Source organism: Priestia flexa, from assembly GCF_021441905.1.
Classification (GTDB): Bacteria; Bacillota; Bacilli; order Bacillales; family Bacillaceae_H; genus Priestia; species Priestia flexa.
In genome coordinates, this window is the sequence record NZ_CP090431.1 from 1389584 (window position 1) to 1413677 (window position 24094).

The 24094-nt window shown below is 35.1% G+C and carries 26 protein-coding genes and 1 pseudogene; 26 read left to right on the plus strand and 1 reads right to left on the minus strand.

Annotation, left to right across the window (positions count from 1 at the left end):
* Positions 1-49: 49 nt before the first annotated feature.
* The 6 genes from LZP85_RS07025 to LZP85_RS07050 all read left to right on the plus strand — a co-directional run bounded on the left by LZP85_RS07025 (position 50) and on the right by LZP85_RS07050 (position 6625).
* Positions 50-2254 (plus strand): ArnT family glycosyltransferase, encoded by a 2205-nt coding sequence (locus tag LZP85_RS07025; RefSeq protein WP_226639826.1) that lies wholly within the window; start codon positions 50-52, stop codon positions 2252-2254.
* Positions 2255-3217 carry a glycosyltransferase family 2 protein gene (locus LZP85_RS07030; RefSeq protein WP_061786398.1) on the plus strand — a complete coding sequence of 321 codons (963 nt, stop codon included), beginning with the start codon at positions 2255-2257 and terminating at the stop codon, positions 3215-3217.
* Positions 3210-3623 (plus strand): GtrA family protein, encoded by a 414-nt coding sequence (locus LZP85_RS07035; RefSeq protein WP_025908873.1) that lies wholly within the window; start codon positions 3210-3212, stop codon positions 3621-3623. The genes LZP85_RS07030 and LZP85_RS07035 overlap by 8 nt, the downstream gene beginning before the upstream one ends.
* Positions 3613-4497, plus strand: coding sequence for a UTP--glucose-1-phosphate uridylyltransferase GalU (galU, locus tag LZP85_RS07040; protein ID WP_061786397.1), 885 nt, complete (start codon positions 3613-3615; stop codon positions 4495-4497). The genes LZP85_RS07035 and galU overlap by 11 nt, the downstream gene beginning before the upstream one ends.
* Positions 4498-4581: 84 nt before the next feature.
* Entirely contained in the window at positions 4582-5259 is a 678-nt protein-coding gene (locus LZP85_RS07045; RefSeq protein ID WP_078989856.1) for a response regulator transcription factor, read from the plus strand.
* Between the two features lies 1 nt (position 5260).
* Positions 5261-6625, plus strand: a complete 1365-nt coding sequence (locus tag LZP85_RS07050; RefSeq protein WP_226639825.1) for a sensor histidine kinase — start codon at positions 5261-5263, stop codon at positions 6623-6625.
* Between the two features lie 26 nt (positions 6626-6651).
* Here the strand turns inward: LZP85_RS07050 and LZP85_RS07055 are convergent, their stop codons facing one another.
* Positions 6652-7056 carry a GNAT family N-acetyltransferase gene (locus LZP85_RS07055; RefSeq protein ID WP_224840190.1) on the minus strand — a complete coding sequence of 135 codons (405 nt, stop codon included), beginning with the start codon at positions 7054-7056 and terminating at the stop codon, positions 6652-6654.
* A gap of 346 nt (positions 7057-7402) precedes the next feature.
* Here LZP85_RS07055 and LZP85_RS07060 point away from each other — a divergent pair, with 346 nt between their 5' ends.
* From LZP85_RS07060 to LZP85_RS07155, 20 genes and pseudogenes are all read left to right on the plus strand, one after another.
* A complete protein-coding gene (locus LZP85_RS07060; RefSeq protein WP_206782455.1) occupies positions 7403-7564 on the plus strand; it encodes a YezD family protein in 162 nt (53 codons plus the stop codon).
* Between the two features lie 28 nt (positions 7565-7592).
* Entirely contained in the window at positions 7593-7751 is a 159-nt protein-coding gene (locus tag LZP85_RS07065; protein ID WP_206782454.1) for a Fur-regulated basic protein FbpA, read from the plus strand.
* Between the two features lie 153 nt (positions 7752-7904).
* Entirely contained in the window at positions 7905-8900 is a 996-nt protein-coding gene (locus LZP85_RS07070) for a ketoacyl-ACP synthase III (RefSeq protein WP_206782453.1), read from the plus strand.
* A gap of 262 nt (positions 8901-9162) precedes the next feature.
* Entirely contained in the window at positions 9163-9846 is a 684-nt protein-coding gene (locus LZP85_RS07075; RefSeq protein ID WP_119542841.1) for a DUF421 domain-containing protein, read from the plus strand.
* A 262-nt stretch (positions 9847-10108) separates the two neighbouring features.
* A pseudogene (locus LZP85_RS07080) lies at positions 10109-10726 on the plus strand (tyrosine-type recombinase/integrase); the annotation flags it as partial.
* Positions 10719-11099 carry a DUF6262 family protein gene (locus LZP85_RS07085; RefSeq protein ID WP_206782452.1) on the plus strand — a complete coding sequence of 127 codons (381 nt, stop codon included), beginning with the start codon at positions 10719-10721 and terminating at the stop codon, positions 11097-11099. The pseudogene LZP85_RS07080 and the gene LZP85_RS07085, both read left to right, overlap by 8 nt.
* Positions 11100-11172: 73 nt before the next feature.
* Entirely contained in the window at positions 11173-11607 is a 435-nt protein-coding gene (locus LZP85_RS07090; protein ID WP_226639824.1) for a hypothetical protein, read from the plus strand.
* A gap of 226 nt (positions 11608-11833) precedes the next feature.
* A complete protein-coding gene (locus LZP85_RS07095) occupies positions 11834-12295 on the plus strand; it encodes a flavin reductase family protein (RefSeq protein ID WP_016765998.1) in 462 nt (153 codons plus the stop codon).
* Between the two features lie 36 nt (positions 12296-12331).
* A complete protein-coding gene (locus LZP85_RS07100; RefSeq protein WP_206782450.1) occupies positions 12332-14146 on the plus strand; it encodes a XylR N-terminal domain-containing protein in 1815 nt (604 codons plus the stop codon).
* 47 nt (positions 14147-14193) lie between these two features.
* Positions 14194-14649, plus strand: a complete 456-nt coding sequence (locus LZP85_RS07105; RefSeq protein WP_206782449.1) for a GNAT family N-acetyltransferase — start codon at positions 14194-14196, stop codon at positions 14647-14649.
* A 247-nt stretch (positions 14650-14896) separates the two neighbouring features.
* Complete coding sequence (locus LZP85_RS07110; RefSeq protein WP_206782448.1) at positions 14897-16444, plus strand: 4-hydroxyphenylacetate 3-hydroxylase family protein; 1548 nt, start codon at positions 14897-14899, stop codon at positions 16442-16444.
* 110 nt (positions 16445-16554) lie between these two features.
* The gene (locus tag LZP85_RS07115) at positions 16555-17103 is read left to right on the plus strand and encodes an FAD synthetase (RefSeq protein ID WP_016765994.1); all 549 of its coding nucleotides are present in this window, start codon (positions 16555-16557) and stop codon (positions 17101-17103) included.
* Positions 17104-17320: 217 nt separating this feature from the next.
* Positions 17321-18136: a dioxygenase family protein gene (locus LZP85_RS07120; RefSeq protein ID WP_234562123.1), complete on the plus strand. Its 816-nt coding sequence runs from the start codon at positions 17321-17323 to the stop codon at positions 18134-18136.
* Positions 18137-18688: 552 nt separating this feature from the next.
* The gene (locus LZP85_RS07125) at positions 18689-19525 is read left to right on the plus strand and encodes an alpha/beta fold hydrolase (protein ID WP_226639886.1); all 837 of its coding nucleotides are present in this window, start codon (positions 18689-18691) and stop codon (positions 19523-19525) included.
* Positions 19526-19759: 234 nt separating this feature from the next.
* Entirely contained in the window at positions 19760-20452 is a 693-nt protein-coding gene (locus LZP85_RS07130) for a cyclase family protein (RefSeq protein WP_206782445.1), read from the plus strand.
* 15 nt (positions 20453-20467) lie between these two features.
* Positions 20468-21184: a carboxymuconolactone decarboxylase family protein gene (locus tag LZP85_RS07135; protein ID WP_206782444.1), complete on the plus strand. Its 717-nt coding sequence runs from the start codon at positions 20468-20470 to the stop codon at positions 21182-21184.
* Between the two features lie 27 nt (positions 21185-21211).
* Positions 21212-21901, plus strand: a complete 690-nt coding sequence (locus LZP85_RS07140) for a CoA transferase subunit A (RefSeq protein ID WP_206782443.1) — start codon at positions 21212-21214, stop codon at positions 21899-21901.
* Entirely contained in the window at positions 21891-22547 is a 657-nt protein-coding gene (locus LZP85_RS07145) for a 3-oxoacid CoA-transferase subunit B (RefSeq protein ID WP_129542559.1), read from the plus strand. Before LZP85_RS07140 ends, LZP85_RS07145 begins: the two co-directional genes overlap by 11 nt.
* Positions 22544-23677, plus strand: coding sequence for a muconate cycloisomerase family protein (locus LZP85_RS07150; protein WP_138117096.1), 1134 nt, complete (start codon positions 22544-22546; stop codon positions 23675-23677). The genes LZP85_RS07145 and LZP85_RS07150 overlap by 4 nt, the downstream gene beginning before the upstream one ends.
* Before the next feature lie 68 nt (positions 23678-23745).
* Positions 23746-24075: a DUF3870 domain-containing protein gene (locus LZP85_RS07155; protein WP_138117095.1), complete on the plus strand. Its 330-nt coding sequence runs from the start codon at positions 23746-23748 to the stop codon at positions 24073-24075.
* Positions 24076-24094: the final 19 nt, after the last annotated feature.

Sequence of the window (24094 nt, forward strand, 5' to 3'; positions counted from 1 at the left end):
TCATATTCGTTTATTACACTAGCCTTACAATCAATAAGGGAGTGAAAGAATGAATAGAAAAAAGAAAAAAATTGATAAATGGTTAGTGTGGATTTTAACACTAGCTGTAGCCTTAAACTTTACGAATATATGGGAAGATGAATATGTCAACCAGTATTACACCTCAGCTGTCAAAAGCATGATGCAAAATTTGCATAACTTCTTTTTTGCATCGTTTGACCCAGCGGGGTTCGTAACGGTGGATAAGCCGCCCGTTGCGTTTTGGATTCAAACGATTAGTGCTAAGATTTTTGGATTTTACGGTTGGAGTGTGATTTTGCCTCAAGCGTTAGCAGGAGTAGGGTCAGTTATTCTGCTGTACGTCGTGATAAAAAAAGTATTTGGTGTAGCTGCGGGGCGAATAGCTGCGCTAACCATGGCTATAACGCCAATTGTTCCAGCCGTTAGTCGAACCAACAACATCGATAGTTTACTTGTTTTTACCTTATTATTAGCAACGTGGATGCTGTTTAAAGCGATAACCATAAAAAAACATCGCTGGCTGTTTCTAGCGTTTGTGCTCATTGGTGTTGGATTTAATATGAAAATGATGCAAGCTTATATGGTTTTACCAGCATTTTATTTATTTTACTGGCTATCAGCAAAGATTGACTGGAAGAAAAAAATCGGCTTATTATCCGGAGCGACAGTACTACTAATTGTTGTATCGCTTTCATGGGCAACAATTGTTGACTTAATTCCAGAAGATAAAAGGCCTTATATTGGAAGTAGTGAAACAAACTCAGTATTAGAGCTAGCGCTCGGTTACAACGGTATTTCGCGTTTGACAGGAGAGATGTCTGGTGGGGGTAGCCCCCAAGGAAGCCGTGGACAAAATGAAGAACAAGGTGAGCATCTGATACCTCCAAGCGGTGATATGCAAGATGAATTAGCATTAGAAAATGAAGGGATGCAAGGTGGAGGAAATACAACTGATTCAAGTGACAATGAAAATCAGCAAAACTCAAACTTAGATAGTGGACAAGACTCAAATTTTAGAAATGCACCAGGCGGACAATCCCCTCCACAGATGGACGGAGATAACAATGACCCTGGTGGAGGAAACACTGGAAGATTTAATACAGGAACGCCTGGCATGTTTCGATTAATTCAAGATGGACTTGCAGATCAGATTAGCTGGTTTTTACCATTAGCGATTGTGAGCATTATCAGTTTGTTGGGGGGGGCAAGATTAAAAGAAACCCTAAGCACGAAAGTTCTTCATACTGTATTTTGGTTAGCGTGGTTAGTACCAGTAGCTGTGTTCTTTAGCATTGCAGGATTTTTCCATCAGTATTACCTCATCATGCTAGCACCGCCGTTAGCAGCAGTAATAGGAGCAGGACTTCCAGTTTTATGGAAGGCATATCGTGGCCTCGAAGGGTGGAAGTCATGGCTGTTGCCGGTAGGTATTGCATTAACAGCTGGGTTGCAGGTTAGCATTATGCTACCGGATCGTGAAACAATCGGTCTTGCATCTATCTTGGCTGTGGGGATTATCGGAATTACATTGGCTTTAGCACTTGGGAGTATGAAACAGCGATCAGCAATCAATACGTATATGATGACAGCAGCACTTATTGTGCTTGTGATTGGTCCACTTTACTGGGCAATGACACCAATTCTTTATGGTGGAAACAGCATGCTTCCAGAAGCGGGTCCAACGTCTTCACAAGATGAACAGCTACCTCAAATGGATGATATGGCATTTCCAGGTGATGAACAAGACGTCTCAATAAACAATAACAATCAAGTAGATACGAATGAAGCACCTAATGATGAAAAGAGTTCTACCAATAGAGAGAAGAGGAATGACGGTCGTGGAATGAATGGACAGATTAACCAATCTCTTCTTACGTTCCTTGAAAAGAATCGCAACGGAACAAAGTACCTATTTGCTACGCTCGATTCCACAGCGGCAGCACCGTATATCATTGAAACGGGCGAAGCCGTAATGACGATGGGAGGTTTTTCAGGGGCTGATTCCATTTTAACAGTTACAGAACTTGAAAAGCTTGTTGCAAGTGGAGATGTTCACTACTTCTTAATTGGAAATCGAGGAATGGGTGGAAACTCTGACATTATTAGCTGGATTCAGGAGAACGGCACAGAGATTCCTTCCGAAGAATGGAAAGAAAATGAGAATAGCCAACAAGATGGACCTGGTGGAGGGGCTTCACAACTCTATTATGTTGATGTGAAAGGAGAAGAATAAATGAGTGCAATTAAATATTCCATTGTCATTCCTGTTTATAACGAAGAAGAGGTTATTCATACAACTTACCATCGCTTAACAGAAGTGATGAAGTCCACAGGAGAAGCGTATGAGCTTCTCTTCGTGAACGACGGTAGCCACGATAAAACAGCAGATATTTTAATTCAATATAGTCAACAAGACTCGTCAGTTATGCTGTTAGATTTTGCACGTAACTTTGGTCATCAAATTGCAATTACTGCTGGCATGGATTATGCCAAGGGAGATGCGGTGGTAGTCATTGATGCAGATTTACAAGATCCACCTGAATTGATTCTCCAAATGATTGATAAATGGAAGCAAGGTTACGACGTAGTCTATGCGAAGCGTACAAAGAGAAAAGGAGAATCGTATTTTAAAAAGCATACCGCCGCCATGTTTTACCGATTACTGCGCTCAATGACTGATATTGAAATCCCTCTAGACACGGGAGATTTTCGCTTGCTAGATCGTAAAGTATGCGATCAAATGAAGCTATTGCAAGAAAAGAATCGATTTGTCAGAGGTCTTGTCAGTTGGGTTGGGTTTAAGCAAATTGCCTTGGAGTATGAACGAGATGAACGAGCAGCTGGGGAATCAAAATATCCGCTGAAAAAGATGCTGAAATTATCGCTTGATGGCCTTACTTCCTTTTCATATAAGCCTTTAAAACTAGCAACCTATACTGGCGTAGCATTATCTTTTATCGGCTTTGTCTATCTTATTATCGTTTTATATTTAAAGCTATTTACGGATAACACAATTGCAGGGTGGTCATCTCTTATTGTTATTCAACTGTTGTTTAGTGGCTTTACTTTGGTGATTTTAGGAATGATTGGTGAATATATTGGTCGGATTTATGACGAAGCCAAAAATCGTCCGCTTTATATTGTGAGAAAAACATACAAGCAACAGCCGATAAGAAAGTTTGCTCATCGTGAATAAAAAAGGCTTACTTGCATTTTCAAAGTTTTCATCAGTTGGTGTCTTAAACACGGTAATTGATTTAAGCGTCTACATGGTGCTCGTGTCATTTGGCATGTATTATTTAATTGCTCAGTGGATATCTTATGGAGCTGGAGTTGCAAATAGCTATACGCTAAACAGAAAATGGACGTTTCAACGAAAAGAGCCCTCAACGGTTAAGGAAGTTACTAAATTTTTAGTTGTCAATTTGGTTACATTCATTTGTAGTTCGCTTATTTTGCTGTTATGTCATGAATATGCCTCTTTCAACCTTTTTGTAAGTAAAGGGGCTGCAAGTATAGGTAGTTTAGGAATTAATTTTGTGCTAACAAATCGCTATGTGTTTACAAAAACAATGGAAGGAAGGGAACACTATGAACGTTAGAAAAGCAGTCATTCCGGTTGGAGGGTTAGGTACTAGGTTTCTACCAGCCACAAAAGCTCTTCCAAAAGAAATGCTCCCAATCGTTGATAAGCCTGCCGTGCAGTATATTGTGGAGGAAGCAGTAGAAGCGGGCATTGAAAGCATTATTTTTATTACAGGTAAGCATAAAAAAGCAATCGAAGATCATTTTGATAAGTCAGTTGAATTAGAACATCTGCTAGTAGAAAAAGGAAAGTATGAACTATTAGAAAATGTACAGCGTATTTCGAAGATGGCAAGCGTACACTATATCAGGCAGCAGGAGCCTCAAGGGCTCGGGCATGCAATCTTGTGTGCAGAGAAGTTTATTGGAGATGAACCTTTTGCAGTCTTGCTTGGTGACGATGTAATGGTAGGTGAAACGCCGGCTTTGAAGCAGCTTATAAAGGTGTATGAAGAACTGAATCAATCGGTTATTGGTGTTAAAGAAGTAAAGAAAGAAGATGTATCAAAGTATGGAATTATTAAAGCTGGGTCTGTGGTTGGGGATGTATATTCAGTTGAAGACGTGGTGGAAAAGCCAAAACCTGAGCAAGCGCCATCGAATGTAGCCATTATGGGAAGATATATCTTAACGCCTTCTATTTTTCAGTCGCTAAAAAAAATTGAAAAAGGAGTAGGAAATGAATTACAATTAACAGATGCGATAAAAGATTTATCTCAGTATGAACAGATTTTTAGTGTGCGGCTAAAAGGAAGTCGTTTCGACATTGGTGATAAGGTTGGTTACTTACAGGCAATGGTTGAAATGGCTTTAAAAAGAGAAGATTTACGGAATATATTTTTATCTTACTTGCAGCAAATTGTTCAACAAGAGCGATTGAAAACAAAGTAAGAGCATTGTTCATATTCAATTCATATTTAATTTATATAATAAAGTCACATGATAAAGGATGATAATGGACGGGGGAAATACAGCGTGATTCAAATTTTAGTAGCAGACGATGATCAGCATATTCGAGAGCTGATTTCAGTTTATCTAGAAACACAAGGATTTAAAGTGATTGAAGCAGGAGATGGAGAAGAAGCGTGGCAAAAGTTAGAAGAATTTAGAGTAGACTTGGCCGTGGTAGATATTATGATGCCTTATAAAGATGGATGGGAATTAACAAGAGAGATTAAAGAGTATTTTGATATACCCGTACTAATGGTAACGGCTAGAGGTGAAGCTCACGATAAGCTAAAAGGCTTTGATATTGGAACGGATGACTATGTTGTCAAGCCATTTAACCCTGAAGAATTAGTTGCTAGAGTGAAGGCACTTTTGAGAAGGTATCGAATTGAAGCAAGTAATATTGTTCATATTGAAAATATACGATTAGATCGTACGAAACTTGAAGTGCATGTTGGTGACCATGTTGAAAGCCTTCCTCTAAAAGAATTTGATCTTTTGTTTAAATTGGCGAGTTCACCTGGGAAAATCTTCACAAGAGACCAGCTTATCCAAAGTATTTGGGGTTTCGATTACGAAGGAGATGAACGAACTATTGATGTCCACATCAAAAGGATTCGTGAGCGCTTAAATCAAAGTGGTCTTAAGGCAAATATTGAAATTAAAACTGTTCGAGGGCTAGGGTATAAACTAGAAGGGTGTTAATGTGAAGTCAATTTATTTGAAACTGGTGCTTTCGTTTATTATAACGATTGTGTTAAGCGTTATTATTACAATTACTATTACAACACTTTTAAGTAAAGACAGGCTAGGTGATAAGCTAGAGCCGGATATGTTTCGGATGGGTGAGGAGTTCATTCAATTATACGGTGCAAATGGTTCCGATGAAGCCGCTCGGTTTTTATCGAATACATCATTTATTCACTTTTCATTTATTATTGTTGATTCCGAGTATAATAGGAGAGTATTAGGCGATCGAGGACCGACCTTGCCCATTGACAAAAGCGTTGTAGATAATGTTTTGCAGGGAGATCGGTTTTCAACGGTTGAAAGTGAACCATCCAATAAGCCAAAACCAAACATTGTGGGAATACCCTTTATTGAAAATAATCAGAAATATGCTTTATTTGTTCAGTCGCATCCTCAAAGGCAAATTTCTGTTATTCAAGACGTACAGCTTATTCAGCTCATAAGCGTGTTGTTTATTGGAATTATTTTATTTGCATACGTTTCTACGATTCTTATCAAACCAATTCAGCGATTAAGTGGAGCGATGAAAAAAGTAGGTAAGGGGGATTACTCGGTTCAAGTTGAGCATGCATCTAGCGATGAGATTGGTTTATTAACCAAAAATTTCAACCAAATGGCAAAAGAACTCAACAAAATTGAAACGATGAGACAAGAGTTTATTGCGAGCGTCTCCCATGAAATTCAATCACCGTTAACTTCTATTAAAGGTTTTTCAAAAGCCTTAAAAGATAATATTGTGAGTGAAGATAAAAAGCAGCAATATTTAACGATTATTGAAAAAGAAAGTACAAGGCTTTCACAATTAAGCTCGAATCTTTTAAAGCTAGCTTCATTAGATGCTGAGCATCATCCGTTTCATCATAAAACGTACGATTTGGATGAACAAATCCGTCATGTCATTCTGGCGTTAGAGCCACAGTGGACAGAGAAGGAACTTGAGATTGAGCTCGATTTAGAAAGAGTTAGGATTGAAGGAGATGAAGAGCTACTGGAGCAAGTATGGCTTAACTTGCTTTCAAACAGTATTAAATATACGCATCAAAGCGGCACGATTGAAGTTTCAATGTCTTCTATGAAAGAAGGTGTAACCGTTTCAGTGAAAGATACGGGAATTGGTATAGATGAAGAAGATCAAAAGTACATTTTCGAAAGCTTTTACACAGTAGATAAATCAAGGTCGCTAAAAAGTAATGGGCTGGGGCTTGCGATTTCTAAAAAAATTGTTAACTTACATGAAGGCTCGATTTTTGTTGAAAGTCGCATAAATAAAGGAAGTACGTTCACGGTATTTCTTCCCGATAAAAAGTCTCAAAGCACCTGAGTTTATACAAGTGCTTTGAGACTTTTTTAATTGGAACGAGGAATACGAAAAGCGACGTCCACTTGTTCAAAACCAATATGAGGATAGTATTCAACTGCGCTTGGTGCAGATAATAAAATAATGGCTGATTGATCAGTTGCTTCTTCTTTTATTTTATTGAGAAGTGTTTTTCCAATTCCTTTTTGCTGGTATTCTTTACACACGGCAAGATCTGATACGTAGCAGCAATAGCTAAAATCAGTTACGCAGCGAGCGATGCCAATTAGCTTTTCATCATCCCAAGCCGTAATCAGCAAATTCGCATGGTCAATCATTTTCTGGATTCGAGCCACGTCTTGGATAGGACGCTTGATACCAGAAGATGCAAAGACGCTGATTAGTTGTTGCGCATTAATAGGACGATTTCGTTTATAGGTAATGGTAGTTGTCACAATAGAACCTCCTTTTGTTACATAAAACAATACCATATTTTAACTAAAAAGAATATTCAAATTTTTAATTCCTACTTGACATATAGGTAAAGTGTAAATAATATAATACTATAGATTATTTGGAAAAATGAGATAGTTAATTTGCTGATCGGTCAACCGAAGGCTCATACTTTGTCCACAAAGTATGAGTTTTTTTATCTCATCTCCAAATGGAGATGGTTAGGTGAGGAGGCATATGATGAGACTATCTTCTGCTCATATTACAAGTACTTATAGGTGTTGTTTCTTTGTTTCTTACTTACTGTATAGATAAATCAATAAAAAAAGATAAAAGGAGTAGGATGAAATGGCAGCTATTACGCAAGAGAAAATCGATTATATTGTGAAGTTACTAAGTGATATTAACTATGGTTCGGTACTCATTACATTACATGATGGTCAAATTACGCAGGTGGATCATACGGAAAAGAATCGCTTTATAAAAGCAAAAGCACCTGCTTCTAAGTAAAGTAGTGGATACCAGGAAGGAGATGGACATGGAAAACATATTGCGCAGCGCTGTAACCAAGCGGAAAAATGAACTGATTCATCGCCTGATTAAAAGTGGAATTTATAAAAAAGGAGACCAACATTTATTTGAATTAACATTGACGGAGTTAGAACACGTATATCGCAGTTATCATCATAATGAATAAGTGATTTAAAAGGGAGCCTCTCTGACTGAAAGAGGCTCTTTTTTATGTTAGTAAAAGATATTTCAATTGTTCTACAAATAGTCACAAAATTAGTACCAGCTTATAATAACTCATGTTATAATGACGTATAAAACGATTTATTGAGGTGAATCAATGAAAAAATCAGCAGTGAAAATTATGGGTATTGGTACGTATGTACCTGAGAACCGATTGACTAACGAAGACTTGGAAGCATTAGTGGAAACAGATAATGAGTGGATTATTCAACGAACTGGCATGAAAGAGCGTCGAATTGCGAGAAGCGATGAATATACATCCACGTTAGCGATAAAAGCAATTGAAAATTTACTGGATAGATATGATGTAAACGTTGAAGATGTAGACTGCATCATTGTAGCAACTACAACACCTGATTATTCCTTACCAAGCGTTGCAAGTCAAATTCAGGCATATTTTCAAATCAGTCAAACGGCGTCTTTTGATTTAAGTGCTGCGTGTGCTGGATTTACGTACGGACTTCATGTTGCAAATGGATTAATTACATCTGGGATACATAAAAAAGTAATCGTGGTAGGTTCCGAAGTTATGTCAAAGATCACGGATTATACAGATCGAACAACGTGCGTCCTTTTTGGAGATGGCGCCGGTGCGATGATACTTGAATATAACGAGCAAGATGCACACTTTTTAGCTACCCATTATGGTACGGATGGAACAGGTGGACAGCACTTATATCGTTCGAATCTATCTGCACATATAGGAGAAAAAGAGATTGATAGGTCAGGGTATTTAGTTCAAAATGGTCGTGAAGTGTATAAATTTGCAGCTCGTACAGTACCAAAAGGAGTGAAAAAGCTGCTTGAAAAAGCAGGTTATCAACCATCGGATGTTAACTGGTTTGTACCTCACAGCGCGAACTTACGCATGATTGAAACGATAAGTGCAAAGCTAGGGTTTTCGATGAATCAAACATTAACTAGCGTACAGTATTGTGGAAATACATCTTCAGCATCCATTCCACTTGCTCTTGATTTAGGGATAAGAGAAAAAAAGGTGAAGCGTGGAGATGTTGTTGCACTATATGGTTTTGGTGGTGGCCTTACACACTGCGGTGTATTGCTTACTTGGAACTGTGTTGAAAAAAGCTAGAGGTAAAAAGGTTTCAATATGGGTTTTTTTCTTATTTACGATGGAATTTTATTACCAAAAAATAGAAATACTAAAAAGGCAGCTCAAAGAGTTTGAATTCAAAAATATCTGTTAGCTTTTAATTTAAATATAGGGGTGATATCAATAGATAATATATTTGAAAATCTTAAGGAAATACGTTTATTAGAAGATAAGCTGTATCATTTTTATCTAAACCTCAAGATCTTACAACTAAGTAAAATTTAAATTGGAGGAAAAAACTTTGGAAGAAGTTAATATTGGTTTCCTGACGATCAAAGTCATCGTTGGTTTTGCCACTTTATTTTTTATCATTATCATAACAGGCAGAACATCCATCTATCAGTTAACCCCGTTTCACTTAGTTTTTGTGTTAGTACTTGGAGATTTTTTAGGAAATACCATTTATGAAGATAAGGTAGGGATTTTTCATTTTTTATATGCCATCGGATTGTGGACATTTCTTATGTTGGGAATAGAGTTTATGACTCTAAAAAATAAATCGACACGTTCTCTCTTATTAGGCAATCCTAACATCATTATTCGAGATGGTGTTATGGACAGAAAGTTACTTACAAAGAACAAATTGGATGTAAATCAAGTATTGAGTATACTCCGTCAAAATAATGTCTTTTCAGTTCGCGAAGTCAAATACGGTATATTGGAAGCTAATGGGCAAATAAGTTTATTATTAAAATCTAAGTATCAAAAACCAGACAAGCAAGATCTCAATCTTCCAGAAAGTCCAGTAGACCTCCCAACATCGTTAATTATAGATGGGGAAATTTTATGGGATAATTTACATGAACTCGGATTTGATCAACAGTGGTTAGATAACCAATTAACTACCAATGGATATGATAATGTAAAGCGTATACTTTACGCAGATTGGCGAGAGAGTGAAGGCATACATGTAAGTCCTAAATAAAATTTGTTAGAATAGGAGTACATCAATTTTCTTGGTGAATATAATGTGGATTTAAAAAAAGATGAACCAGAGAATCCGTTTTATGAATTTATCTGATAGGGTGTTTGTTACTCTTTGGTTTTCCACAATCGGGCGCTTTTCTGGAGTAAGGATTGCGCTCTTTTCGCTCTAAGTGTTCATTACAAAAAACCAGCTAATATCTTGACCGGATATTAGCTGGTTTTTGTCACCAATCAAAAGGTTCTAGTGCAAAGATTGCATTTATTTTAAAAGCCATCAATTTCGCCATACATATGCTGTCAAAATGTTAAACGGTGGTGCAGATATTTTAACAGTACAAGAGTTATTGGCTCATGCTTCTCCAGAAATGACACTAAGATATGCAAAACTATTAGATGATACCAAAAGAAAAGCCTTTGAGTCAGTCATAAAGCAAGGTGTTTTTAGCTTTGACTTAAACGGGGAAGTACAAGAGATTCAAGCAGGGGAAGATATTCCAACTGACCTATTAGATGCATTATGGCAAGATCATAAGCTAAATGCGATGGACAACCCTTATGGAACCTGTCACGCCCGGTTAAATGGAAACTGTCCTCATGTGGAAGCACCTCCTTGTCTAACTTGTGGAGATAATCAAACCCCTTGTAAAGACTTAGCAGTAGGTTTTTCAGAGTTAGATAAACAAAAATATGAACTTCACATAAAAACAACTACAAAAGCTATTCAAATAGCAAAACAACGTAATCGTAAGGATATAGCTGAAAAAAACGAAAAGAATTTACAACGTTATCGAAATATTTTAGATACCCTTCAAGAAGGAAACGTTATCTTTGGTAGACAAGATCGTATGAAGAGAAAGTTAGGTGTTAAAAATGACTGAATATGATCGTTCTGCCCATTTAAAAGCTATTCATGCCAAGCGTAAAGCCAATACCTATAAGAAAGTAGACGAAGCCATAAAAAGACTCATACGCATCAATGAAAAGATTAACTTTAATAGTGTATCTAATGAAGCAGTAGTGGCTAAGGCAACACTTTATAACAATAGAGATTTACGTGACAGAATAGAATTATTACGACAACAACAATCACAAGTCTCCACTTCCAAACAAATAAAGCTAGAAATGACTCAAAATAATAAGGCTGCCCTTATTGCCTCTCTAAAAAGAAAAAACCAAAAGTTAGAAGAAGAAAATAAACAATTAAAGGAACAGCTGAAAATAGCCTACGGAGATGTTTATAAAAAGCTGTAACACTGATGAAACAGGCGTGTTTGATAATAAAGTGAGTTATATAAACTTTATTATTTAATTGGAGGGAATAACAATGTTTGATAAAGTTAAAAGATTATTTAAGAAAGGTAACCAGGAAGAAATCGATGAGTATGTGTTCGTTACAGAGAAAGAAATGAATGAAGATTTAAAAGAAATAATATTAAAATTAGAACGAATTGGAGAAAAATGCGGTACGGATCTACAAAAGAAGTATGTCAGTAAGTTTAAATTACAAGGAAAACTAAACTTAAGAATATGGGTCTGCAGAGATATCGATGGAGATGAAGACGAGAATTTAACTAGTGAACAGTGTTTCGAAAAAGAGTATCGATCACAATTAGTCATAGATTACGATGGCACTAAGTTTGAAGATGATTTTTATGCTTACTACGTTCCATTATGGTATTACTTCGGTGGGTACTTTAAAGGGTCAGGGACATTATACGATTTATCCCAGAAAAACTTAAAAACGCTACTAAATGGTTAATTTATGCTTATCATCATTGTAATAGATTCATGAGTTGGTACTTTTACGCTAATATCATAATAAGATAACAACAAAGTATTTCTATAAATTAATTGTATAATCCATAAAAATAATATAGAAACTTGATATTAGACTGTCATTTTTTGCGGTTTATTAATAACTAAAATATTGATAATATTAAATTAAATATTTGTAAGCGTTAACATTTGAGGGGAGAGGGTTTATAATGGATGGAAGAGAGTTAAGAAACTGTATGGGACATTTTGCTACTGGGGTAACAGTGGTGACTTGTGATATTGACGAAGGTACACATGGATTAACAGCTAATTCTTTTACTTCAGTATCTTTAGATCCACCACTTGTTCTTGTGTCTGTAGATCGAAAGACCAAAGCGCATGAATTTATGAAAAATAATAATTTTACTGTGAATATTTTAAAGGAAGATCAGCAAGACATAGCGATGCATTTTGCTGGACGTCCTTTGGAAGATCTTCCGTTTAAATGGGAAAAAGGTAATCTATGTAACCGGCTAAGTAATTCATTAGCGTATGTTGAATGTGAACCTTGGGCCGAATATGATGGTGGAGACCATGTGCTTTACGTAGGTAAAGTCAATGAATTCAAATATAATGATGGAAATCCACTAGCTTACTATTGTGGAAAATTTTCAAATGTTATTACAAAATAGTGCTACCTGCTACTAGTAGTAAAAGGGTGGAGAAATATGAAGGCATATCAGTTACTTTTTGATAAATTAATAGACATTAATCCCCGTACTGGAATGATTAAGTTTAATGGTAAAAGAATGACGCTAGTCTCAGTAGAAGCATTAGGGATACTTCGAAGAGATTTAGTCAATACTTTGGGCTCAGCGCGAGCAAAAGGTTTTTTAATGAGATATGGATGGGCATGTGGTTTTAAGGATGGAGAAACTATAGAAGAGATGTATCAATGGGATTCAAAACAAGAACTTTTGTTGGCAGGTCCTTACCTTCATACATTAGAAGGTACAGCTACAGTTGAACCTGATATCATTGAATTTGATGAAAAAAGCCTTCATTTTACAGGACAGTGGGGAAATTCCTTCGAGGTAATAGAACATATTAATTATTTTGGGAAAAGTAAGGATCCAATTTGTTGGATCCTTGTTGGATATGCCAGTGGTTATTTAACCAAGACATTTGGTGAAAAGGTAGTAGTATACGAAGAAGCGTGTGAGGGTAAGGGAGATCCTCACTGCCGATTTGTTGCTAAAACAGTGGATTCCAATGATGAGCATCAACAAAAAAATCTTAGATATTATGAATCGGAAACATTATTATCTGAATTAGATAGAGCTTATAAGGAAGTTCAAGAATTAAATGAAAATATTATTGAATCAGAGAGTGTACAGAAGCAATTAACTGATATGTTACTAGAGGACAAGGATATTTTTGATACTGTTAAGGTAATGGCTGAAACTCTTCAAAAAAGTATAATTATAGATTATTTTCACGACAAAGTGGAAGGTTTTTTTATAAAAAATTGCGATCAATTATTATACAATAAATGGAATAGAAGTAAAGAGATGTCAAAAGAATTTGAAGATAATATTGAAATATTCCCCATAAGAGCTCATGATATGCCCCTAGGACAAATGATTGTCATAGGAAATAAAAAGCTAGATAAGAAAGAAAGAATGATTATCCAAAGGTCGCTTATGGTATGTACGGTACAAATTTTTCATCAAAGAAAGCTACTTAAATCAATTGGGGAAAAAAAAGAATATTTTTTTGAGGAAATCTTGAATAATAAATATAATCAAAATGCTCTTCAACGATATATGAATGTCTTTGATTTTAATCCCAATGTCCCAAATCGTATTCTTACATTAAAAGTATATCCTGAGTCTAAAAAAGAAGAAGTTCTTCAATATCTTATTAGTGCCTATCCGAATATTGATATTTTTTTAAAAGATAACTATATTATTATGATCTTTTCTGAGGAAAAAATTCTTGGTATAGAAGAATTTTCAAAGAACATATATTCTGATATTCAAAATAAATTTAAACATGCCAAAATATATATAAGTTTAGGACGCGTAGCTAAAAATCTGAAAGACTTAGCAAAAAGTTATCAGGATGCTTGTCATATATGTGACTTTATACAGCTCACTTATCCTACAGGCAGTAGAGTTACCTATTTTGAAGAATTAGAGCCTGTCATTATGCTTCTAAAAGGTGGAAATCAAGAAGAAATGGTTGATTTTTGTCAAAATACCATTGGAAAACTAGTAGAATATGATAGATTTAATCAAGGGAATTTGGTTATCACATTGAAGTCCTATTTGGATTTCAATGGTAATTTACAACAAACTGCTGATGATCTGCATCTATCCATTGCTGGCTTACGTTATCGTTTAGAAAAAATTGAATCATTTTGCCAGGTTGATTTAAAAACAGGAGCAGGGCGCTTTAAGTATCAATTAGCAATAGGAGTTTACTTTGCATTACAAATAATTAACGAAAATTTTTCATTTGAAAGTTGGAAAGCATTATAAATTAGAAGATATTATATTGAAGTCTGCTGTGATAGGAGTATAGTTTAATGAATAAAATTGAAAGAGCAACTGTTCGTGATGCTGCAGAAATTCTTTCGTTGCAAAAAATAGCCTATATAAGTGAAGCAGAGATCTATGAGAATCATGATATAGAACCCCTTAAACAGAACCTCGAGGACATTGAAAAGGCATTTGAAAGTAATATTTTTTTAAAGAGTGTCGAAAATGAAAATATAATTGGGTCAGTAAAAGCTACTAAAAAAAATGGAATTTGTTATATAGGTAAACTAATGGTACACCCTAACCATCAAAATAAGGGGATAGGCAAGAAGTTAATGCAAGAAATTGAAAGCTTATTTCCGAATACGGATTTTGAATTGTTTACAGGAAGTAAGAGCTACAAAAATATTTCATTTTATGAAAAAATAGGTTACAAAGGTTTTAAGTATGAAAAATCACAAATTGAAGATACTGTGTTTTTATTTATGAGAAAAAGACATTAAGAAAAAAATTATTTCCGTTATTAATCAACTTAAGTAAACTAAGAAGACCAATTGTAATGATTAACCTTACAATTGGTCTTTTTTTGTTTATTATACAACCGAAGTAACGACGGATTTTGAATTATTTAACCACAAATATTGTGAGAATAAGCGAAATTATCTGTATTTTTTTGCAGTTCAAATAATTGTTATATTAATTCATAATAGCTTTATAGATGTAAGCGCTTTAAAAAAAGGAGGAAACAGAATGAGCATTCAACAAAAAGAACTGGTAAAAACACCTTTAACAGGTCCAGAATACTTGGAAAGTCTAAAGGATGGACGTGAAGTTTGGATTCATGGAGAAATAGTAAAAGATGTAACGTCACATCCTGCTTTTCGAAATTCTGCTCGATCAATTGCAAGACTTTATGATGCTTTACATGATGAGAAAACAAAAGACATACTTACAGTAAAAACGGACACAGGAAATGGTGGATACACTCAAAAGTTTTTTCAAGTTGATAAAAGTGCTCAAGACCTTTTAAAATCTAGAGATGCGATTGCAGAATGGGCAAAGTTGTCATATGGACAAATGGGTAGATCACCGGATTATAAAGCGGGTTTTTTAACTACACTTGGTGCAGACCCAGATTACTATGGTGAATATGCGGATAATGCAAGAAAATGGTATAAGGAAGCGCAAGAAAAAAACTGGTTTTTTAATCACGCTATCATTAATCCACCAGTTGATCGTAACAAACCCTTAGAAGCTGTACAAGATATTTTTATTAAAGCTGTAGGTGAGACAAAGGACGGGGTTATCGTTAGTGGAGCTAAGATGGTCGCCACTGGATCCGCTTTAACAAATTATAATTTTGTCGCTAACTACGGTGCGGCTCCTATCACTAAAGAGGAAATGGCACTATGTTTTGTTGCTTCGATGGATACTCCAGGGGTGAAACTTGTATGCAGAGCTTCGTACGAAATGAACGCTGCAGTAATGGGAAGTCCGTATGATTATCCTTTAAGCAGTCGTTTTGATGAAAATGATGCCGTTCTTATTTTCGATGAAGCTCTAATTCCTTGGGAGAATATCTTTATTTACAAAGATGTAAATAAAATCAATAGCTTTTTTAAAGATAGCGGATTTCTTAATCGTTTTACATTTCACGGACTCACTCGCTTGGCTGTAAAACTTGATTTTATTGCAGGACTACTTTTGAAAGCAGTTAAAATAAATGGCACTGATTCGTTCCGTGGGGTACAGACGAATGTAGGAGAAGTATTAGCTTGGAAAAACATGTTCTGGGCAATGAGTGATGCAATGGCACTTAATCCAGACCAAGGACGCAATGGCTCTGTGCTTCCTAATTTAAATTACGGGATGGCTTATCGTGTCTTTATGTCAGAAGGGTGGCCAAAAATCAAAGAGATCATCGAAAACGTAGTCGCTGGTAGCTTGATTGTTCAGCCTTCAAGCGTACGTGATTGGAACAATCCAGACTTACGCCCGTACCTTGATAAATTATATAGAGGATCGGATGGAGTCGAAGCTGTTGATAAAATCAAACTAATTAAATTGCTTTGGGACGTCGTCGGTACAGAATATGGTGGTAGACATGAATTATATGAAAGAAACTATTCTGGTAATCACGAAAATATCCGTTTGGAAAATGTAATTGTTGCAAATGAAAATGGAGATGCTGAAAGGTTTGAAAAATTTGTAGACGAATGTATGAGTGATTATGACTTAAATGGTTGGACAAATGATACATGGATTAATCCTGATGATGTTAGCTATTTTTCCAAATAAAGAAAATGGTTTTTAGGAAACAAATCCAATAAGCCTGAAAGTATATAGGAAGGGGATCAGCTGATTCCCTCTTTATAATTATAAACCATTAAAAAATGGAGGGAATAGTTATGAATGTATTCAGAGAAGGAGAATTAGAACTAAACCAATCTGTTGTAACGATTGGAGCTTTTGATGGAATTCATATTGGGCATCAATCATTGATATCTGAAGCCGTGAGCCGTGCACAAAAGTTAAATGTTCCTTCAGTAGTATACACCTTTGATCCTCCTCCTAGGGCTTATTTTCAAAAACAGATGATATTGACAAATGTTAAAGAAAAAGTAACTTTTATAAAGAAACTTAATGTAGATTATGTGATTGTAGCGAATTTTGATAAGCACTATATCTCCAAAAGTGCTAAAGATTTTCTAGAAGAATTGAACCATTTATCTCCAAAAGAAATATGGGTAGGACCTAGTTTTCAATTTGGTAAAGGAAAGCAAGGGACAACAGAATATTTAGCTAAACATTTTAACACATTTATTCATCCCTTAATTAAATGTTCAAGAGGAGAAACGGTATCTTCTACTAGAATTAGAAACCTGATTTATAATCAAGAAAATGAACTAGCAAATGAGCTTCTGGGAAGGGAATTATTTGAGAATATTCATGTATAAGTCATTTATAAAAGAAAGAATGATAAATATTATAAAAATTAAATGAATAATGGATACCCTTCGGATGAAATACCAAATTCGTTCAGCAGAGGTATAAGTAGAGATACATGAGTAGAAAGGAAGATATATAATCATTACTTTATACCTTGCAGGTGTGTTAGTGATTATAGCCATTATTGAAAACAGAGAATTTCCAAGGACCTAAGGAGAGATAAAAATGAAAAATCAAAAAGTAATTGATGTGTATAATGGATTAGTTGTTAAATTTAAAGAATTAATTAGCGAATACGAAATTGACCATAATGATTATCAAAATCTTGTCAATTGGATGGATCAGCTTGGAAAAGCAGGAGAGATTCCTTTGTTCATGGACGTATTCTTTGAAACACATGCCCTCCAAGAAATGTATAAGAATGTAAAAGGGACTGAACCTACTATTCTAGGTCCTTACTACATTGAGAATACACCTGATATTCAAAATCCAGGAGTATTGCCTCAACGTGAAAATGAGCCGGGCGATGTCCTCTACTTTTCAGGCACAGTAAAAGATATCGATGGAAATCCCCTTGCTAATACGAAGATTGATATGTGGCAAGCAGATGCGAATGGCGAGTATTCATACTTTGCGGAAGGGATTCCAGCTAATAATCTCCGAGGTGTATTTTACACTGATGCCAATGGAGGGTTCGAAGTGAAGACAGTTGTTCCAGGTAATTATTCAGTGCCAACTGATGGACCGTCAGGTCAGTTCTTAAAATGGGTGGATCACCATGCCTATCGTCCAGCTCATTTGCATCTCTTATTCCAACCAGAAAACGGCGATAAGTTAGTTACTCAAATTTATTTTGAAGGCGATCAATATTTAGAAGATGACGTAGCACAAGGAGTTCGTGGAAGCTTAATTACTAAGCTCGATAAACATGAGGGGACAGAAAAAGGATTGAAGAACGACTATTACACTGCACATTTGGATTTTGAACTTAGATTGCAAGATAAGCCAGTTTTCAATAAGTCTGTTGTCAATCAAAATTAAATCAATAATAAGGAGAAATGGACTAAGGTCCATAAAGAAAACCTTATAATTCAGCTTCTCTAAAGCACCTGTCAGGATGATCAATCAAAAGCATTTTATGGAAGCTTTCCATTGTACAATCCATCTTACTAAGGGAAATTATAAAATATAATTTATTCTAACCTTCATAATCCTATTTTTAAAATTATTTAATCAATGATTTTATTGAAAATTATAAAACTTATTGTAAAATAGAATTATTACATTTATTTGATTATTGCCTGTTCATTAACCATTAAAAAATAACCTTTTTTAATGAAAATTAGTGAAATAACTGGCTACCTTAACTTTCCTATGGGTTAATTGGAAAGCTAAGGTAGCCTTTTTTAGCAACAATGTAAACGTTTAAAAGAAAGACGTGAGCTGTATGCTAGGGTAATTATGAGGCTTGCCATCCCTACATTAAGTTTCTAAAATTTGATCTTAGAAAAACTACGCAAATAATTACAGAGTATTAAAGTTAATAATTACAATTTTATAAATAAAATTAAGAAGAGGAGTATTCCTATGCGAATGAGTGTGGAAAAAATAGGTGAGGAAAGAATTCATATTACCGATTATCCCGGAAAAAAAGGAACAATTATTGCAATTCATGGTTTAACAGGTAATCATAAACAAATGCACTATTATGCAGAAATGTTAAAGGAAAGATATCGAATAATTGCGGTCGACTTGAGAGGAAGAGGAAATAGTTCAGAAACAGATGAAGACACTTCTCTTTTTAAGCATGCAGAAGATATTATTGCGTTAATTCATAAATTAGATATCGCAAATCCAATCTTATTAGGATATTCAATGGGGGCATTTATCTCAGCAGTTGTAGCAAGTCGATTAAAACAAGTAAAAGGATTGATCTTGCTTGATGGCGCGGCTACATCAACTCAACAACAGAGAGATATTGTTCAACCATCATTAGGAAGGCTTAGCAAAAAATATGATTCCAAAGAAGGTTATGTTGAAGAAATTAAAGAAATCTATAACAGGTTAGGAGTTAAATGGACTGAACATTTGCAAAGTGTAGTAGAGTATGAAGTTCATGAAGTGGAAGGACATTGGGAAAATAAATCATCAGAAAGTAGTATTCTCGCAGATTTTAATAGTTTTTATTCATTCATACCGAAGGAAATATGCTCACAGATTTCTTGTCCTACCTTATTAGTACATGCAAGTGGTGATATTGGAAAATTTCCACCTCTGTTTTATAAAGAAGCTTATGACGATACGAAGGACTACATAGCTAATATAGAAACAGTTACTTCAGATTGTAATCATTACACAATGGTGTTTGAGAATAGAGAAGAGATTAATCAAGCGATAAACGTATTTTTAAAAAATAGTGTGAAACTTTAAAATATTAAGAATTTTTTTGAATAACTGTTGAATTTATAAAAATATAGTGTAAAATAAAATTAACAAATGAATTATTGCCTATTCATTAATTATTAAAAAACAACCCTTTTTAATAAAATTGATGAACTAACTGGCTATCTTGAACAACTACTATCATTTTTGGATAGTAATGTTTAAGATAGCCATTTTTATTGCAATAATTTAAGCGTTTAATATTTTGGGGGTTTTATTAAGATGAAAATAATTGATTTAACTTTAGAACTCTACGATGGTCTCATAACAGATAATGACCAGGTAGAAGTTCGTATTAAAAAACATTCTTCTAAACAAAAAAAGGGAATGTATAATAATTCCCTCTGTAAAGAGAGGGAGCCTAGATTCATTTCTTTACCAGATCACAGTGGAACACATGTAGATGCACCATCCCATTATATTGAAACTGGAGATTCTGTGGAAAAAATCAATGTAGAAAAAATGTTTGGTGATTCATTAATCTTAGATGTAAGTATATTAAAGGAGCCGCATGAACCAGTCACAAAAGATTTATTGGAAGAGGCGGAAAGAAGACAAGGAGTTTATGTAGAAAAAGACGACATCGTTCTTATTAGAACATGGGAAAAAGGCTGGGGCGAAGTGGGTTTTTTTGAAGCTCAAGCCATGGATGAAAGTGCTGCAAAATGGTTTATTGAAAAACAAATACATGCTGTGGGACTAGATTTACCGAATGCTCATATGAAAAGTAATATAGAAAGCAACGTTCATCAGCTATTGCTTAGCAATGAAATCTATATTGTAGAGAATTTGATTAACTTAGATCAATTGCCTAAACATTCTCGCTTTTTGTTTTTCGGGATACCCTTGAAATTAAAAAATGCAACTGCATCACCTATAAGAGCACTTTCCATTTTGAATTCACAATTAATTTAAAAAGGCGTTGATAAAATGAGTAGAGGATTATCGTATTTCAAAGAAGTCTATGATGTAGTCCCTGGGTGGGTTCAAAAAATGCACGATTATAGTCCGAATGCGCTTGACCACTATACAAACTTACGTAGTGACATTATGCAAGAAAGCGCTTTAAAAAGAAAGGAAAAAGATATTTTACTAGTAGGGATGAATGCAGCAAGATTATATGAGAGAAGTATGATTTATCACACAAAAGGGGCAATAGACGGTGGAGCAACTTTACCAGAACTTGTTGAATATCTGATTGTTCCATACTTATATAACGGGGTGAAATCATTACAAACGGCAATAAAATCATTAGAATATGCACTTTCACTAAAAGGAATCGATGTTGAACAAGCTAATCAGGAATACAATACAACTGAAGAACTTCTTCTTTACATGATTAAGCTTTTAGGGAATGAGGACCATTCCTTTGTAGAAAATGTGTTAAAGCTTGTTAAATCAGAGGACGAAGAATTACTTAAAGACTATATATTAAGTAATTCAATTGTTTCTAAAAAGATGAAGTATGTTCTTATGGCTGGAGTATTTATAACAGAGTTACAGGGGGAAAAAGCAGGGAAATGGATGGAAGCAGCAAGGCTAAACGGAGCGTCGGAAGCTCAGTTAGCGGATTTGGGATTTATTTGTTTATTAACGGCAGGTATTCCTGCTTGGTTTGAAGCAAGTGACTCATTAATAGAAAAGTAAAGAGTTCTAATTAAAGGAGAGAAAATTATGGGGAAAATACACAGAGATATAGAGTCTGCATTATCTTGTGTGAAAAATGGACATACGTTAATGGTAGGCGGATTTGGATTAGTTGGTGCTCCTCTAACACTAATTGATGGTTTAACAAAAAAAGATATAGAAGGATTAACGATTATTAGTAATAACTTAGGCGAGAAAGGTAAAGGTTTGGGGACTTTATTGAGCCAGAAAAAAATAAAAAAAGCCATTGGATCTTATTTTACAAGTAACCGGGAGGTGGGGGATTCTTATCAAAGAGGAGAAATTGAATTAGAGTTATTACCCCAAGGAACATTATCCGAATCAATGCGTGCTGGCGGTGCAGGTATTGGCGGATATTATACAAAAACAGGGGTAGGGACAGAATTAGCAAAGAACAAGGAAGAAAAAGAAATTAACGGAATTAAATATATATTCGAGCCGGCTATACGAGCAGATGTAGCTTTAATTAGGGCTTGGAAAGCAGATACACTTGGAAATCTAGTTTATTATAAAACAGCTCGAAATTTTAATCCATTGATGGCAACAGCAGCAGATGTAGTAATAGCAGAAGTAGATGAAATTGTTGAACCTGGCCAACTATCTCCAGAAGAAGTTGTGACATCACATTTGTTCGTCGATATCCTTATTAAGGCTCGAAAAACCTTGACGAAAGAAGGTGTTGTTGATGTTAAGTGAAAAAAAGCAAATACAAGTATCAATAGCAAAACGTGCGGCAAAAGAATTAAAAGGACCTTGTGTAGTAAACCTAGGAATAGGAATTCCAACTTTAGTGGCAAAGTTTATTGAAGATGAAAATATTTATTTTCACACAGAGAATGGATTATTAGGTGTTACAGATGTTGAGGGAGATCAAATAGATCCTAATCTAGTGAATGCAGGGAAGTTACCAGTTGGTGAAACTATTGGAGCATCATTCTTTAATAGCGCCGAATCTTTTGGAATGATTCGCGGTGGCCATGTTGATGTTGCAATCCTTGGTGTTTTACAGGTGGATCAGGCAGGGCAAATTGCAAACTGGGCAGTCCCAGGTAAGAACATTATGGGCGTAGGTGGGGCAATGGACTTACTTGTTGGAGCAAAGAAAGTTATTGTTACCACAACACATACATCAAAAGATGGGAAAAGTAAGTTGTTAAAGAAATGCAACTACCCGATTACCTCCACAAGAAGCGTAGACTTAATTATTACTGAACTAGCAGTCTTCGAGGTTGCTGATAACAAGCTAAGATTAATCGAATTAATGCCAGGTGTCACACTTGAAGAAGTGAAAGAAAAGACAGCAGCAGATTTTATTGTCAAAATAAAGGAGGAAGTTAGGTGAAAATACATTCGCTAGATGTTTACATCGTGGATCTACCTACAGTTCGCCCCCATCATTTGGCCATGCATACAATTGTGACACAAACAATTGTTCTTGCTCGTATGAAAAGTGAAGATGGAATTGAAGGATGGGGCGAAGTAGCCACAATTGGTGGTGCTTCATATTCAGAAGAAAGCCCAGAAGCGATAAAAGGGAATATTGATAAATACATTAAGCCGTTAATAATCGGAAAAAATCCGGTTAATTTTGATTCCCTTTCCCATATGATTGGCATACATGTGAAAGGAAATTATTTTGCAAAATCACTGGTTGAATCAGCAATGGTTGACTTAGTAGCTAAAACAAATAATATTCCAAGTTATGAATTATTCGGTGGACAATGTCATACTTCATTACCTGTTGCTTGGACATTAGCTAGTGGAGACACGACAAGAGATATTGAAGAGGCTCGACATTGTTTAAACACGAGAAAGCATAATATCTTTAAATTAAAAATTGGAAAAGGGGATCCTAAAAAGAATGTAGCTCACGTAATCAAAATTAAAGAAGCAGTTGGAGATGAAGCCAGTGTTCGAGTTGATATTAATCAAGCTTGGGATGAAGTAACATCTCTATACTGTATTGAAGCATTAGAAAGTAGCGGTGTAGACCTAATTGAACAGCCATTAGCTCGTTGGAACAATGAAGGTATGTCAAGGTTATCTTCTCGATTTAAAGTACCGATAATGGCGGATGAATCAATTGGTACCATTCAAGAAGCCTATCAAATTGCAAAGCATAGAGCAGCAGATATATTTGCTCTAAAAGTTCCAAAAGCAGGTGGATTGACTGCAACTAAGAAAGTCGCTGCAATTGCAGAAGCATCTGGAATACCCATGTATGGTGGAACAATGATTGAATCATCATTAGGAACTGCTATTTGCGCCCAACTTTATTCAACGATACCAGAAATCACTTTCGGAACAGAACTATTTGGTCCTTTACTGTTTAAAGATAATGTAACAATAAATCAAATTGAATATGAGGATTTTAAAATCAAAATTCCAAGTGGGCCAGGGTTCGGTATGGTAATAGATAAAGAGAAAATAAAACATTATTCAAGAGAATTTGTAAGTAGTAATATAAACTAGTAGGGAGAATAATAGTACCCTGTCTAGTTAATAAATATTTACAGGTTATCTTGAAAGGATGTAATTTTATGGGAATGTCTACATTATTAATTACTGCTTATGCAAAAGCACCACAAAATACAAGTATGTACGAAAATAATAAATATGCAGGTATAGTACTCGAAATTCATAAAGAAAGCCACATTATTATTAATGCAGAATTTACTTTTTTAACAAAATTAGCACAGGATTTTTTTAAGAGAATGATTGTTGGATATGATTTTAGTAAAGATATTAATCCGTTAATAGAAGAAATTACAACTGTCTTTTTAGCGCCTTCTCAACAGGCAGTTATCGTTGCTTTGAAAATAGCTCATCAACGATATGAAGATAGTTTAAGAGAAATAAACAAAAAATAATCATCATACGGAGGTTTAG

What these genes read in the sequence shown, in the direction of transcription:
- LZP85_RS07130 (WP_206782445.1), top strand. Translation starts at nt 19,760, where the DNA reads ATGAAAATAATTGATTTAACTTTAGAACTCTACGATGGTCTCATAACA.
- LZP85_RS07145 (WP_129542559.1), top strand. Translation starts at nt 21,891, where the DNA reads ATGTTAAGTGAAAAAAAGCAAATACAAGTATCAATAGCAAAACGTGCG.
- LZP85_RS07090 (WP_226639824.1), top strand. Translation starts at nt 11,173, where the DNA reads ATGTTTGATAAAGTTAAAAGATTATTTAAGAAAGGTAACCAGGAAGAA.
- galU (WP_061786397.1), top strand. Translation starts at nt 3,613, where the DNA reads ATGAACGTTAGAAAAGCAGTCATTCCGGTTGGAGGGTTAGGTACTAGG.
- LZP85_RS07100 (WP_206782450.1), top strand. Translation starts at nt 12,332, where the DNA reads ATGAAGGCATATCAGTTACTTTTTGATAAATTAATAGACATTAATCCC.
- LZP85_RS07070 (WP_206782453.1), top strand. Translation starts at nt 7,905, where the DNA reads ATGAAAAAATCAGCAGTGAAAATTATGGGTATTGGTACGTATGTACCT.
- LZP85_RS07105 (WP_206782449.1), top strand. Translation starts at nt 14,194, where the DNA reads ATGAATAAAATTGAAAGAGCAACTGTTCGTGATGCTGCAGAAATTCTT.
- LZP85_RS07085 (WP_206782452.1), top strand. Translation starts at nt 10,719, where the DNA reads ATGACTGAATATGATCGTTCTGCCCATTTAAAAGCTATTCATGCCAAG.
- LZP85_RS07155 (WP_138117095.1), top strand. Translation starts at nt 23,746, where the DNA reads ATGGGAATGTCTACATTATTAATTACTGCTTATGCAAAAGCACCACAA.
- LZP85_RS07065 (WP_206782454.1), top strand. Translation starts at nt 7,593, where the DNA reads ATGGAAAACATATTGCGCAGCGCTGTAACCAAGCGGAAAAATGAACTG.
- LZP85_RS07135 (WP_206782444.1), top strand. Translation starts at nt 20,468, where the DNA reads ATGAGTAGAGGATTATCGTATTTCAAAGAAGTCTATGATGTAGTCCCT.
- LZP85_RS07125 (WP_226639886.1), top strand. Translation starts at nt 18,689, where the DNA reads ATGAGTGTGGAAAAAATAGGTGAGGAAAGAATTCATATTACCGATTAT.
- LZP85_RS07060 (WP_206782455.1), top strand. Translation starts at nt 7,403, where the DNA reads ATGGCAGCTATTACGCAAGAGAAAATCGATTATATTGTGAAGTTACTA.
- LZP85_RS07110 (WP_206782448.1), top strand. Translation starts at nt 14,897, where the DNA reads ATGAGCATTCAACAAAAAGAACTGGTAAAAACACCTTTAACAGGTCCA.
- LZP85_RS07095 (WP_016765998.1), top strand. Translation starts at nt 11,834, where the DNA reads ATGGATGGAAGAGAGTTAAGAAACTGTATGGGACATTTTGCTACTGGG.
- LZP85_RS07120 (WP_234562123.1), top strand. Translation starts at nt 17,321, where the DNA reads ATGAAAAATCAAAAAGTAATTGATGTGTATAATGGATTAGTTGTTAAA.
- LZP85_RS07140 (WP_206782443.1), top strand. Translation starts at nt 21,212, where the DNA reads ATGGGGAAAATACACAGAGATATAGAGTCTGCATTATCTTGTGTGAAA.
- LZP85_RS07030 (WP_061786398.1), top strand. Translation starts at nt 2,255, where the DNA reads ATGAGTGCAATTAAATATTCCATTGTCATTCCTGTTTATAACGAAGAA.
- LZP85_RS07115 (WP_016765994.1), top strand. Translation starts at nt 16,555, where the DNA reads ATGAATGTATTCAGAGAAGGAGAATTAGAACTAAACCAATCTGTTGTA.
- LZP85_RS07025 (WP_226639826.1), top strand. Translation starts at nt 50, where the DNA reads ATGAATAGAAAAAAGAAAAAAATTGATAAATGGTTAGTGTGGATTTTA.